The sequence below is a fragment of the Streptomyces sp. NPDC030862 genome (assembly GCF_055571835.1).
The window spans coordinates 16,277-28,631 of the sequence record NZ_JBVIEN010000020.1 but is presented as its reverse complement, the minus strand read 5'-3'; the positions used below and the strand labels follow the sequence as shown (position 1 = coordinate 28,631).

Sequence of the window (12,355 nt, the reverse complement as noted above, 5' to 3'; positions counted from 1 at the left end):
TGGGGGGTGGTCGGACTCTCGTTCACCGCGCTTCGCGCGAGTTCAGTCGTTTTACGTCCGACCACCCCCCACGCTCCACCCCCGACCCCCTCACGTGGTCGGTCTATCCCACCGTGGGTGCGCATCACCCCCGGTGGGCGTCCTTGGCCGGGTCTCAAGCGGGCCGCGGCGGCAGTGGGGGGCGCTTCAGGGAGGGGGCCTGGGAGTAGTCCGGGGGGCGGGACGCGGGGTGGGATTTGAGGAGGTCGAGGGCCACTTCGACCGCGTCGGAGAGCTGGCGGTGGCGGCCCTCCGCCCAGTCCAGCGGGGTGCGCAGGATCTCGATGTCCGGCGCGACGCCGTGGTTCTCCACGGACCACCCGTACTCGTCGAACCACGCCGCGTTCATCGGCACCGTGATCACCGTGCCGTCCCCCAGCCGGTGGCGCCCCGTCATGCCGACGACACCGCCCCAGGTGCGCTGACCGACCACGGGCCCGAGCTTCAGCAGCTTGAAGGCGGCCGTGATCATGTCGCCGTCCGAGGCGGTGGCTTCGTCGGCGAGGGCGACGATCGGGCCGCGCGGGGCGTTGGAGGCGTACGAGACGGGCTGGGCGCCGCGTGTGAGGTCCCAGCCGAGGATCTTGCGGGTGAGGGACTCGACGACGAGCTCGCTGATGTGGCCGCCGGCGTTGCCGCGGACGTCCACGATGAGGGCGGGCCGCGCCACTTCGAGGCGCAGGTCGCGGTTGAACTGGGCCCAGCCCGAGCCGCCCATGTCCGGGATGTGGAGGTACCCGCACATGCCGCCGCTCAGTTCGCGGACCACCTCGCGGCGCTTGGCGACCCAGTCCTGGTACCGCAGCGGCCGCTCGTCGATGAGCGGGACCACGGCGACGCGCCGGGAGCGGCCCTCGGCGGGCTGGAAGGTCAGCTCGACGGTGGTGCCGCCGGCCGCCGAGAGGAGCGGGTAGGGCCCGGCGACGGGGTCGACGGGCCGGCCGTCCACGTGGGTGAGGACCGCGCCCTCCCGGATGCCGGTGCCCGCGAGCGGGGAGCGGGCCTTGGAGTCGGACGACTCGCCGGGGAGGATGCGCTGGACGGTCCACCGGCCGTCGCGGCACACGAAGTTGGCGCCCAGGAGGCCCTGTGCCCGCTGGTAGTGCGGCGGCCCCTCGTTGCGGCGGGCGGCGGTGACGTACGCGTGGGAGGTGCCGAGTTCGCCGAGCACCTCGCGCAGGAGGTCGGCGAACTCGTCGGGGGTGGCGACGCGTTCGACGAGGGGCCGGTACTGGTCGAGTACGCCGTCCCAGTCGATGCCGCTCATCCCGGGGTCCCAGAAGTACGCGCGGATGATCCGCCCCGCCTCCGTGTACGCCTGCCGCCACTCCGCGCCCGGGTCCACCTCGTGCTGGATGCGCCGCGCGTCGACGTACACGGTGGTGTCGCTGTCGCCGGCCTCGGTCGCCGGGACCGCGCGCAGCTCGCCCTCGTCGACCACGACGAGCCGCGAGCCGTCGCCGCTGAGGGCGAACCAGTCGAGGTTTCCGACGAGTTCGGTCTTGCGGGCCTTGGTGAGGTTGAAGTGTTCGAGGGTGGGCCGCCCGGAGGTGTCCGCCGGGTTCACGAACGTCTCGCCCAGCGCGCCCGAGATGGGCCAGCGCAGCCACACCAGGCCACCGCCGCTGACCGGCGCCAGCGAGGAGTACTTGGACGCGGCGACCGGGAACGGCGTCACCCGGTTCGCCAGGCCCTCGAACTCGACCACCACCGTCCCGTCGCCCTCCTGCTCCTCGGAGAGGTCCAGCCCGCCGGCCGCCGGCCGCCCCTCGGGCGACAGCGCGAAGGGGGAGGGCGTGGTGGAGGCCAGGGGTACGAGGTAGGGGCGGCAGCCGAGCGGGAAGGACAGGTCGCCGGTGTGGACGTCGTACACCGGGTCGAAGCCCCGCCAGGAGAGGAAGGCGAGGTAGCGGCCGTCGCGGGTGAAGACGGGACTCTCGTCCTCGAAGCGGCCGTTGGTGACGTCGACGATCGTGCGGTCCTTGATGCGGGCGATCTTGATCTGCCGGAGGGACCGGCCGATCCCCGGGTGCGACCAGGTCAGCCACGCGCCGTCCGGTGAGAAGGCGAGGTCGCGGACCGGGCCGTTGAGGGAGCGGGTCAGCTCGGTGAGCCCGCCGGTGGGCCCCTCGGAACCGGACTCGGTGCCGGCCGCCGTCTCCTCTTCCGGTTCCGACACGTCGAGCAGCAGCAGCCGCCCGTCGTGGGACGCGATCGCCAGCCGCTCCCCGTCCGCGTCGGCGGTCATCTCCCGTACGTGCCCGAGCTCGCCCGCCGCCAGCCGCCGCCGTTCGCGGGCGCCGCTCGCCCGGGGCAGGTGGGCGATCTCGATCGCCTCCTCGCCCTCCGCGTCCGTGACGTACGCGATCCGCCCGCTGCTGCCGAGCATCTCCGGCAGCCGTACGCGCACGCCCGGGGTGTCCACGATCGTGCGGGCGGGCCCGTCGCGATGCGTCAGCCAGTACAGGCTGCCCCGTACGGACACGGCGCTCGCCCGCCCGGTCTCGTCCACCGCCACCCCGTCCACGTGGCTCGCGGCCGGCACCTGGTAGCGGCGCCGCCCGGTGCGCGGACCGCCGAGCCGGACGGCGAGCTTCCGCGGCTGCGAGTCGGGGGTCAGGGCGTCGACGATCCACAGGTCCCCGGCGCACTGGTAGACCACCCGCCGCCCGTCCGAGGAGGCGTGCCGGGCGTAGAACTCGTCGTGGTCGGTGTGGCGTCGCAGGTCGGTGCCGTCGGGCAGGCAGGAGTACAGGTTGCCGACGCCCTCGTGGTCGGAGAGGAAGGCGATGCGGCCGTCCACGAACATCGCGCAGTCCAGGTGGCCGCCGAGGTCCGGCAGCAGCCGCTCCCCGTGCAGCCAGAGCCGTCCGGTCGCCCCGCCCCGGTACCGCTTCCAGGCGGCCGGCTCGTGCGGCGGCTTGCCGGTCAGCAGCAGCGTCAGGTGCCGCCCGTCGACGTCGGCGACCGCGATGTCGGACACCGGGCCCCAGGGCAGGCGCTTGCCGGGCGAGCCGTCCGTGGAGACCTTGTACGCCCACGAGAAGTGCGAGAACGGCTGCCCGTGCGAGGCCACCGCCAGGATGTCGCCCTCAGGGGTCCAGCCGCACACGCGGGTGTCGAGCGACCCCCAGTAGCTCAGCCGCCGCGCCGGCCCGCCCTCGACCGGCGCCAGGTGGATCTCGGGGTCGAGGCTGCGCCAGCTCGTGTACGCGATGTGACTCCCGTCGGGCGAGAAGCGCGGGTGTCCGACTCTGGTCCGGTCGACGGTCAGCCGCCAGGCGCGGCCGGGCGCCTCGCCCTCGGCCGCGAGCGGGGCGACCCACACATCGTCCTCGGCCGCGAAGCACAGCAGGTCCTGGTGGAGGTGGGGATACCGGAGGTACGCGCCGTCGCTGCTCACACAGCCATGCTTTCGGCGCGGCCGGGCCCTGGCAACTCGGCTGACGCACGCGTCGCGACCGTGATCCCCGACACTTCTGTACGAAACGGTTTCGTTTCGCAGTCCCCGCCGTGTAGCGTCGACGTGTACGAAACCGTTTCGTATCGACGTTCGCGAAGGAAGGCCGGCGCACATGGCCCGTACCAGGCTCACCCCGGAGCGCGAGTCCGAGCTGTACGACGCCGTGCTCGACCTGCTCCGCGAGGTCGGCTACGACGCCCTCACCATGGACGCCGTCGCCGCCCGCACCCACTCCAGCAAGGCCACCCTCTACCGCCAGTGGGGGAGCAAGCCGCAGCTGGTCGCCCGCGCCCTGCGGAACAACAAGCCGGTCCGCCACGACGAGATCGACACCGGCTCGCTGCGGGGCGACTTCCACGAGATCCTGTCGCGCTCCGACGACTGCCGGCTGGAGCAGGACTCCGCGCTCATGCGGGGCCTCGCCCACGCCGTCCACGACAACCCCGAACTGCTGCGGGCACTGCGCGAGCTGCTCATCGAACCCGAGATGACCGGCCTCGACGGGGTCCTGCGGCGCGCCGTCGAGCGCGGCGAGGTCGCCGTGGACAACCCGGCGCTGAAGCTCGTCCCCCACATGCTGATCGGCGCCTTCGTCGCCCGGCCCCTGGTCGAGGACCGGCCGGTGGACCAGGCGTTCCTGACCGCGTACGTCGACGCCGTGGTGCTCCCCGCCCTCGGCCTCTGAACGTCCCCTCACCTACCTGACACGTACCGCTCACGCTGTCGGGCCGTCTCCCCACGACCCTGTCCGATCCACACCTCCGGGAGTCGCCCCCGTGGCCACGTTCCTCTACCGACTCGGCCGGCTCGCCTTCCGGCGCCGCCATGTCGTGACCCTCCTCTGGGTCGCGCTGCTGGCGCTCGCCGGCGTGGGCGCGGCCTCCGCGCCCGCCGCGACGTCCAGCTCGTTCTCCATACCCGGCACGGAGGCCCAGAAGGCCTTCGACCTCCTCGAACAGCGCTTCCCGGGCGCGGGTGCCGACGGCGCCACCGCCCGCGTCGTCTTCAAGGCACCCGACGGCGCGAAGATGACCGACCCCGAGCGCAAGGCCGTCGTCGACAAGACCGTCGGCGAGCTGCGCTCCGGCTCCGACCAGGTCGCCTCGGTCACCGACCCGTACGCCGTCCAGGCCGTCTCCCGCGACGGCACGACGACGTACATCCAGGTGTCGTACAAGGTCAACGGCATGGAGCTGACCGACGCGACGCGCGAGGCGCTCAAGGAAACCGGCGCGGAGGCGCGGCAGGGCGGGCTCACCGTCGAGATCGGCGGTGACGCGCTGCAGACCGTGCCCGAGACCGGCTCGGGCGAGATCATCGGCGTCATCGTCGCCGGGATCGTCCTCGTCATCACCTTCGGTTCCCTGGTCGCCGCCGGACTGCCGCTGCTGACCGCGCTCGTCGGCGTCGGCATCGGCGTCTCGACGATCACGGCCCTGGCGAGCGTCCTCGACCTCGGCTCCACCACCTCCACGCTCGCGATGATGATCGGTCTCGCGGTCGGCATCGACTACGCGCTCTTCATCGTCTCCCGCTACCGCGCCGAGCTCGCCGAGGGCCGCGACCGCGAGGAGGCGGCCGGGCGGGCCGTCGGCACCGCCGGCTCGGCGGTCGTCTTCGCGGGCCTCACCGTCGTCATCGCGCTGGTCGGCCTGGCCGTCGTCAACATCCCGATGCTGACGAAGATGGGCTTCGCCGCCGCCGGGACGGTCCTGATCGCCGTCCTCATCGCGCTCACCTTCATCCCGGCGCTGCTCGGCTACGTCGGCAAGCGCGTCCACGGCCGCAAGGCCCGCAAGAACCCCGTTCCGGCGTCGGACGAGGACAAGCCCAACATGGGCACCCGCTGGGCGCGCTTCGTCCTGCGCCGCCCGCTCGTCGTGCTGCTGGTCGGCGTCGTCGGCCTCGGCGCGGTCGCGCTGCCCGCCGCCTCGCTGGAGATGGGCCTGCCCGACGACGGCTCCCAGCCGACCTCGACCTCTCAGCGCCGCGCGTACGACCTGCTGTCGGACGGCTTCGGCCCCGGCTCCAACGGGCCGCTCATGGTGGTCGTCGACGGCGACAAGGCCGCGGCCGGCCGTACGGTCACGACCATCCGGGGCCTGGACGGCATCGCGGCCGTCACCCCGCCGACCCCCAACAAGGCGGGCGACACCGCGATCATCACCGTCGTCCCGAAGGACCGCCCCTCCTCCACCGCGACCGAGGAGCTGGTCCACTCCATCCGGGACACCACCGGCGACGACGTGCTCGTCACCGGCGCCACCGCGATGAACATCGACTTCTCGCAGAAGATGAACGACGCGCTGCTGCCCTACCTGGCGCTCGTCGTCGGGCTCGCGTTCCTGCTGCTGATGGTGGTCTTCCGGTCGGTGCTGGTGCCGCTGAAGGCGGCCCTCGGCTTCCTGCTCTCGGTCGTCGCCGCGCTCGGCGCGGTCGTGGCGGTCTTCCAGTGGGGCTGGCTCGGCTCGCTCTTCGGCGTCGAGCAGACCGGCCCAATCATGAGCATGATGCCGATCTTCATGGTGGGCGTCGTCTTCGGCCTGGCCATGGACTACGAGGTCTTCCTCGTCACCCGGATGCGTGAGGCGTACGTCCACGGCGAGCGGCCCGGCCAGGCCATCGTCACCGGCTTCCGGCACGGCGCCCGCGTCGTCACCGCCGCCGCGGTGATCATGATCGCGGTCTTCGCGGGCTTCATCGGTTCCAGCGAGCAGATGGTGAAGATGATCGGCTTCGGGCTCGCCGTCGCCGTCTTCTTCGACGCGTTCATCGTGCGGATGGCCATCGTCCCGGCCGTCCTGGCCCTGCTCGGCCGCGCCGCCTGGTGGCTGCCGCGCTGGCTCGACCGCGTCCTGCCGAACGTCGACGTGGAGGGCGAGGGCCTGCGTAAGGAGCTCGCCGACGCACCCGGGGAGGGGGAGCGGGAGCTCGTCCGCGCCTGATCGCCCGTTCCGGCTACGCCGTCACCGTGTCACGTGCGACGCGGTGGCGGCGTACGTGCGCCGCAGGAAGCGCAGGAGGGCGGAGGAGTCGAACTGCACCATCGCGACATCGCCGGAGGAGTGCAGCTCCACCACCGTCTGGACCCGGCCGCAGGGCCAGACCCCGATGTCGCCGTGGCGGGCGGGGGCGCGCAGGCCCCGCTCCAGTACGGCCCGGGGGAAGGTCCAGGTGGTGCCTTCGGGGAAGACGAGGCGGACGGTGGCGGAATCGTCGGCCTCGGTGTCGGCGGGGTCGCAGCGCAGCGCGACGGGGACGGGGCGGGAAAGGGGGCCGTCATCGACGATCAGCCCCTTGGCGTGGACTTCGACCATGGGGTACGTGTGCCCCTCAGGAGGGGTTTCCTCGGCGGGGACCATCGTGCGACTCCTCACACTCGCCTGACCTATCCCTAATGTCCCATTTTTCTGGCGCGTGCGCCCCGGCTCGTTCTGTGACGGGTACGCTCTTGCAACTTGTTCGCAAGAAGCCCCATCATCGAACGGTCCACGCCAGTCGCCAGCCTGTCTGTCCGAAAGCGGTCCCCGCCATGCATGTCCCCGACGGTTTCATCAACGCGCCCGTCTCCGCGGCCGCCGGCCTCGTCGCCGCGGGCGCGGTGGCCGTGAGCCTGCGCGGGGCCCGCAGGGAGTTGGACGACAGGACGGCGCCGCTCGCGGGGCTCGTGGCGGCGTTCATCTTCGCCGTGCAGATGCTGAACTTCCCCGTCGCCGCCGGCACCAGCGGACACCTGCTCGGCGGCGCGCTCGCCGCGATACTCGTCGGCCCGTACACCGGCGTGCTCGTCATCGCCGTCGTCCTGCTGATGCAGGGCATCCTCTTCGCCGACGGCGGCCTGACCGCGCTGGGCGTCAACATCACCGTCATGGGTGCGGTCACCGTCCTCACCGCGTACGGGCTCTTCCGCGGCCTCGTCCGCGTCCTGCCGCGCACCCGCCGCTCGGTGACCGTCGCCTCCTTCGTCGCCGCGCTCGTCTCCGTGCCCGCCGCGGCCGCCGCGTTCACGCTGATCTACGCCGTCGGCGGCACCACCGACGTCCCCGTCACCAAGGTCTTCACCGCGATGGTCGGCGTCCACGTCCTGATCGGCATCGGCGAGGCGGCCATCACCACCGCGACCGTCGGCGCCGTCATCGCCGTACGCCCCGACCTGGTGTACGGCGCCCGCGGGCTGACCGCGCCGCTCAAGCTGCGGGTCGGCGGGGAGCTGGTCGACGCCGCCCCGGCCGCGGCTCCGGCCGCCGCCGCGCCCCGCTCCACCAAGAAGGTGTGGGCCGCCGGCCTGGTCACCGCCCTCGCGCTGGCCGGAATCGTGTCCTTCTACGCCTCCGCCAGCCCCGACGGCCTGGAGAAGGTCGCCGCCGACCAGGGCATCGACAAGAAGGTCGAGGACCACGCCGCCAAGGATTCGCCGCTCGCCGACTACGGCGTCAGCGGCGTCACGAACGCCCGCCTGTCCGGGGGGCTGGCGGGCACCATCGGCGTGGGCGCCACGGTCGTGGTCGGCACGGGCGTCTTCTGGGCCGTACGGCGCCGCCGCGCGGAGGCGGCGGCGGCGCCGGGGGCCTCGGTCGAGCGGGAAACCGTCTGACGTGGGCGCCGGCCACTCGCACAAGCTCTACCGCCACGGGCACTCGCCCGTGCACCGGCTGCCACCGCACTGCAAGCTCGCCGCCGTCTTCTGCTTCGTCGTGGTCGTGGTCTCCACGCCCCGCGAGGCCGTGTGGGCCTTCGGCCTGTACGCGGCGCTGCTCGGCGCGGTCGCGGCCGCTGCCCGCGTCCCGGCGGGCTTCGTGCTGCGGCGGCTGGTGATCGAGGTGCCGTTCGTGGCCTTCGCGTTCCTGATGCCGTTCGTGGTGCCGGGGCACCAGACGGAGGTGCTCGGCGTCTCCGTCTCCGTACCCGGCCTCTGGGACGCCTTCAACGTCCTCGCCAAGGGCACCCTCGGCGTCGCCGCGTCCGTCCTCCTCGCCGCCACCACCGAGCTGCGCGCCCTGCTGCTCGGCCTGCAGCGGCTGAAGCTGCCCCCGCTCCTCGTCCAGATCGCCTCCTTCATGATCCGGTACGGCGACGTCATCACCGACGAGATGCGGCGCATGTCCGTCGCCCGCCGCTCGCGCGGCTTCGAAGCCAGGGGCGTACGCCACTGGGGTGTGCTCGCCAAGTCCGCCGGCGCGCTCTTCATCCGCTCGTACGAGCGCGGCGAACGCGTCCACCTGGCGATGGTCAGCCGCGGCTACGCCGGCACCATGCCCGTCATCGACCAGGCGACGGCCTCCCGGGCCCAGTGGTCGGCGGCCGCGGCCCTCCCGCTCACGGCACTCGTCGTCTGTCTGCTGGGATGGACGCTATGAGTCTCAGTTTCGTCCCGTCGCTGGAGGTACGCGGCCTCGCGTACGCCTACCCCGACGGCCACCAGGCGCTCTTCGGCGTCGACCTGACCGTCGAGCGCGGCGAGCGCGTCGCCCTCCTCGGCCCCAACGGCGCCGGCAAGACCACGCTCGTGCTCCACCTCAACGGCATCCTCGGCGGCGGGGTCGGCACGGTGACGGTCGCCGGGCTGCCCGTCGAGAAGGCGAACCTCGCGGAGATCCGCCGCAAGGTCGGCATCGTCTTCCAGGACCCGGACGACCAGCTCTTCATGCCGACCGTCCGCGAGGACGTCGCCTTCGGCCCGGCGGCGGCCGGGACGCGCGGCCCCGAGCTGGAGGCCGTCGTCATGAAGGCCCTCGCCCGGGTCGGCATGGAGGCCTTCGCGGACCGGCCGCCGCACCACCTGTCGTTCGGGCAGCGGCGGCGCGTGGCCGTCGCGACCGTCCTCGCCATGGAACCGGAGATCCTCGTCCTCGACGAACCGTCGTCCAACCTGGACCCGGCCTCCCGCCGCGAACTCGCCGACATCCTGCGCTCCTTGGACGTCACCGTCCTGATGGTCACGCACGACCTGCCGTACGCCCTGGAGCTCTGCCCCCGGTCGGTCATCCTCAGCGAGGGCGTCATCGCGGCGGACGCACCGACCCGTGAGCTGCTCTGCGACGACGCGCTCATGCGGCGGCACCGCCTGGAGCTGCCGTTCGGCTTCGACCCCATGGCCACCCCCACCCCCACCCGGAATCCGGCCTCGTAACTGCGCGTTGCACCATGGGGGTGAGCGAAAGGGGTGGGCGTGGACGTCCAGGGCACAGTGCAGGCGGGTTTCGAGCCGGTCAAGGACGCTTTCATCCGCAACTTCGAACAGCGGGGTGAACGGGGCGCGGCCGTCGCCGTCTACCGCGACGGCCGCAAGGTCGTCGACCTCTGGGCGGGCGCCAAGGACGTGGACGGGACCGCCCCCTGGGCCGTGGACACCGCCCAGATCGTCCGCTCCGCGACCAAGGGCGTGGCCGCCGCCGTACCCCTGCTGCTGCACCAGCGCGGGCAGCTGGACCTGGACGCGCCCGTCGGCACGTACTGGCCGGAGTTCAAGGCCGCCGGCAAGGAGCGGGCCCTCGTCCGGCACCTGCTGGCGCACCAGGCGGGCGTCCCGGCCGTCGACCGGCCGCTGACCTTCGCCGAAGCCGCCGACCCGGACACCGCCGCGGCCGCCGTCGCCGCGCAGGCGCCCGCCTGGGAGCCGGGCACCGCCCACGGCTACCACGCCCAGACGTACGGCTGGCTGCTGGCCGCGCTCGTCCAGCGGGTCACCGGCCGCACCATCGGCCGCTGGGTCGCCGAGGAGATAGCCCGGCCCCTCGGCCTGGACCTGTGGATCGGCCTCCCCGACGACGAGGCGCACCGCGTCGGCCGCGTCGGCCCCGTCGAGGAGCCTGCCGGGGGCGGCGGCGCGGGGGGCTCGCTCAAGCTGCGGCCCAAGCGCTCGGTCGCCGACGCCTACGCCGACCCCGCCTCCCTCACCCGGCGCGCCTTCGGGGCGATCGCCCCGGCCCCCGACGAGAACGACCCCGCGTACCGCGCCGCCGAACTCCCCGCCTCGGCGGGCATCTCCACCGCCCGCGCCCTGGCCCGGTTCTACGCCGCCACCCTCGGCCCCGTCGACGGCCACCGCCTCTTCGCCCCGGCGACGCTCGCCATGGCCCGTACGGAGGAGGCCGTGGGCCCGGACCGCGTCCTCGTGGTGAACACCCGCTTCGGCCTCGGCTACATGCTCCACGGCCCTGCCTCGCCCCTGCTGTCCCCCGGCTCCTTCGGCCACCCGGGCCGCGGCGGCTCCCTCGGCTTCGCCGACCCGGCGTCGGGCATCGCGCTCGGCTACGTCACCAACGGCATGCGCAAGGGCGTCACGGCCGACCCGCGGGCCCAGGCGCTGATACGGGCGGTCCGTGCGGCGATCGCCGGAGACGTCACCTAGGGTGATTCCCATGACTGACAACAGCGACAAGAGCAACGTCTTCTTCGACATCACGATCAACGGCGAGCCGGCCGGCCGGATCGTCTTCAAGCTGTACGACGACGTCGTCCCGAAGACGGCCCGCAACTTCCGCGAGCTCGCCACCGGCCAGCACGGCTTCGGCTACGAGGGCTCCAGCTTCCACCGCATCATCCCCGCCTTCATGCTCCAGGGCGGCGACTTCACCGCCGGTAACGGCACCGGCGGCAAGTCCATCTACGGCGAGAAGTTCGCCGACGAGAACTTCCAGCTCAAGCACACGCGCCCGGGCCTGCTGAGCATGGCCAACGCGGGCCGCAACACCAACGGCTCGCAGTTCTTCATCACGACGATCGTCACCGACTGGCTCGACGGCAAGCACGTCGTCTTCGGCGAGGTCCTCGAGGGCATGGACCTGGTCAAGAAGATCGAGGCCCTCGGCACCAGCGCGGGCACCCCGAAGGCCAAGGTCACCATCGCCAAGTCCGGCACGGTCTGAGCCCCCGCCGCAACAGGACCGGCCGCCGCGCGGCCGGTCCCTGCGGCCGCGCCGCCGGCCCTGCTCACCGCTTCCTGAAGTGCTCGACCAGCCGCGCGTAGCTGTCCTTGGCATGCCCCTCTTCCACGGCCTTGTTCACGAGACCGAGGGTGTAGCCGGGGAACGCGGCATCGATGTTCCGCGCCTCGCTCTCGCGGACGAGGTCCTCGAGCGAAGGACGGTGGTGCTGGAGTGCTCCGTACTCCGTCGCGTACGCGCCGCGGTCCACTTCGTCGGCGGTCATCGGCAGGAAGGCCAGCAGCGCGGAGAGGGACGGGGCGGCGTCGTCCAGGAACCGCTTCACCTCGATGCCCTCGCTGGACAGCAGGGCGGCCGCGTGCAGGAACCCGTTGAGCGCGCCCCACATCGTGCCGTGCACGGCCATCCCGTACAGGGCCGGTATACCGGCGTCGGCCGCGATCAGGGCACCCCGGCCGCCGATGAGCCGGAGCGTCGGCTGGTAGCGCCCGTACACGGCGTCGGAGCCACCGTAGAAGACCACGCTCTCCGCGCCTCCGACCGCCGGGGCGATCGTCATGATCTGCCCGTGGAGGTACTGCACGCCCTGGCGCCCGGCCCAGTCGGCCACCGCCCTGACCTCCGCCGACGTCCCGTCCGTCAGGTTGAGCACGGCGCGCCCGGACAGCGCGTCACCCGAGGTCTCCAGCAGCGCGCGGGCCGTGGCGTTGCCCTTCACGCTGACGACCACGAGCGAACCGGCGGCGACGGCGTCGCGGACGGTCGCGGCCCGCTGGGCCCCCCTGGCGACCAGGGCGTCGGCCTTCTCCGGCGTACGGTTCCACACCGTGGTCGGATGCCCGCCGTCCAGGAAGGCGCTCGCGAGGGCGAAGCCCATCTCGCCCAACCCGAGCACGGTCACGGCCGGCTGGGCATCGGTCTGTGCTGAGGCGGTCGTCGTCATCGTCATCCTCATTCAGGTCGCCGT

The 12,355-nt window shown here is 72.7% G+C and carries 10 protein-coding genes; 7 read left to right on the top strand and 3 right to left on the bottom strand.

Annotation, left to right across the window (positions count from 1 at the left end; all coding sequences use genetic code 11):
• Nucleotides 1-154: 154 nt before the first annotated feature.
• Nucleotides 155-3,442, bottom strand: coding sequence for a S41 family peptidase (locus tag ACZ42X_RS32785; protein WP_468297944.1), 3,288 nt, complete (start codon nucleotides 3,440-3,442; stop codon nucleotides 155-157).
• A gap of 172 nt (nucleotides 3,443-3,614) precedes the next feature.
• On the opposite strand from ACZ42X_RS32785, the gene ACZ42X_RS32780 reads away from it, so the two are divergent.
• Together ACZ42X_RS32780 and ACZ42X_RS32775 are read left to right on the top strand one after the other, a co-directional pair.
• Nucleotides 3,615-4,187 carry a TetR/AcrR family transcriptional regulator gene (locus ACZ42X_RS32780; RefSeq protein WP_468297941.1) on the top strand — a complete coding sequence of 191 codons (573 nt, stop codon included), beginning with the start codon at nucleotides 3,615-3,617 and terminating at the stop codon, nucleotides 4,185-4,187.
• Between the two features lie 91 nt (nucleotides 4,188-4,278).
• Nucleotides 4,279-6,447, top strand: coding sequence for an MMPL family transporter (locus ACZ42X_RS32775; protein ID WP_468297938.1), 2,169 nt, complete (start codon nucleotides 4,279-4,281; stop codon nucleotides 6,445-6,447).
• A gap of 21 nt (nucleotides 6,448-6,468) precedes the next feature.
• On the opposite strand, the gene ACZ42X_RS32770 is transcribed toward ACZ42X_RS32775, so the two are convergent.
• Nucleotides 6,469-6,864 (bottom strand): SsgA family sporulation/cell division regulator, encoded by a 396-nt coding sequence (locus ACZ42X_RS32770; RefSeq protein WP_468297935.1) that lies wholly within the window; start codon nucleotides 6,862-6,864, stop codon nucleotides 6,469-6,471.
• 170 nt (nucleotides 6,865-7,034) lie between these two features.
• Between ACZ42X_RS32770 and ACZ42X_RS32765 the strand changes: the two genes are divergently transcribed.
• Genes ACZ42X_RS32765 through ACZ42X_RS32745 form a run of 5 tightly spaced genes read left to right on the top strand, consistent with a single transcriptional unit; the run spans nucleotide 7,035 to nucleotide 11,370 of the window.
• Entirely contained in the window at nucleotides 7,035-8,096 is a 1,062-nt protein-coding gene (locus ACZ42X_RS32765; protein WP_468297932.1) for an energy-coupling factor ABC transporter permease, read from the top strand.
• 1 nt (nucleotide 8,097) lies between these two features.
• Nucleotides 8,098-8,859, top strand: a complete 762-nt coding sequence (gene cbiQ / locus ACZ42X_RS32760) for a cobalt ECF transporter T component CbiQ (RefSeq protein ID WP_468297929.1) — start codon at nucleotides 8,098-8,100, stop codon at nucleotides 8,857-8,859.
• Nucleotides 8,856-9,632, top strand: coding sequence for an energy-coupling factor ABC transporter ATP-binding protein (locus tag ACZ42X_RS32755; protein WP_468297926.1), 777 nt, complete (start codon nucleotides 8,856-8,858; stop codon nucleotides 9,630-9,632). The genes cbiQ and ACZ42X_RS32755 overlap by 4 nt, the downstream gene beginning before the upstream one ends.
• A gap of 39 nt (nucleotides 9,633-9,671) precedes the next feature.
• Nucleotides 9,672-10,853: a serine hydrolase domain-containing protein gene (locus ACZ42X_RS32750; RefSeq protein ID WP_468297923.1), complete on the top strand. Its 1,182-nt coding sequence runs from the start codon at nucleotides 9,672-9,674 to the stop codon at nucleotides 10,851-10,853.
• A gap of 10 nt (nucleotides 10,854-10,863) precedes the next feature.
• The gene (locus tag ACZ42X_RS32745) at nucleotides 10,864-11,370 is read left to right on the top strand and encodes a peptidylprolyl isomerase (RefSeq protein WP_468297920.1); all 507 of its coding nucleotides are present in this window, start codon (nucleotides 10,864-10,866) and stop codon (nucleotides 11,368-11,370) included.
• A gap of 64 nt (nucleotides 11,371-11,434) precedes the next feature.
• Here ACZ42X_RS32745 and ACZ42X_RS32740 read toward each other — a convergent pair whose 3' ends face one another.
• Entirely contained in the window at nucleotides 11,435-12,331 is an 897-nt protein-coding gene (locus ACZ42X_RS32740; RefSeq protein WP_468297918.1) for an NAD(P)-dependent oxidoreductase, read from the bottom strand.
• Nucleotides 12,332-12,355 lie beyond the last annotated feature (24 nt).

Coding starts and splice junctions, on each gene's coding strand:
- ACZ42X_RS32780 (WP_468297941.1), top strand. CDS start 3,615: ATGGCCCGTACCAGGCTCACCCCGGAGCGCGAGTCCGAGCTGTACGAC.
- ACZ42X_RS32770 (WP_468297935.1), bottom strand. CDS start 6,864: ATGGTCCCCGCCGAGGAAACCCCTCCTGAGGGGCACACGTACCCCATG.
- ACZ42X_RS32765 (WP_468297932.1), top strand. CDS start 7,035: ATGCATGTCCCCGACGGTTTCATCAACGCGCCCGTCTCCGCGGCCGCC.
- ACZ42X_RS32755 (WP_468297926.1), top strand. CDS start 8,856: ATGAGTCTCAGTTTCGTCCCGTCGCTGGAGGTACGCGGCCTCGCGTAC.
- ACZ42X_RS32745 (WP_468297920.1), top strand. CDS start 10,864: ATGACTGACAACAGCGACAAGAGCAACGTCTTCTTCGACATCACGATC.
- ACZ42X_RS32740 (WP_468297918.1), bottom strand. CDS start 12,331: ATGACGACGACCGCCTCAGCACAGACCGATGCCCAGCCGGCCGTGACC.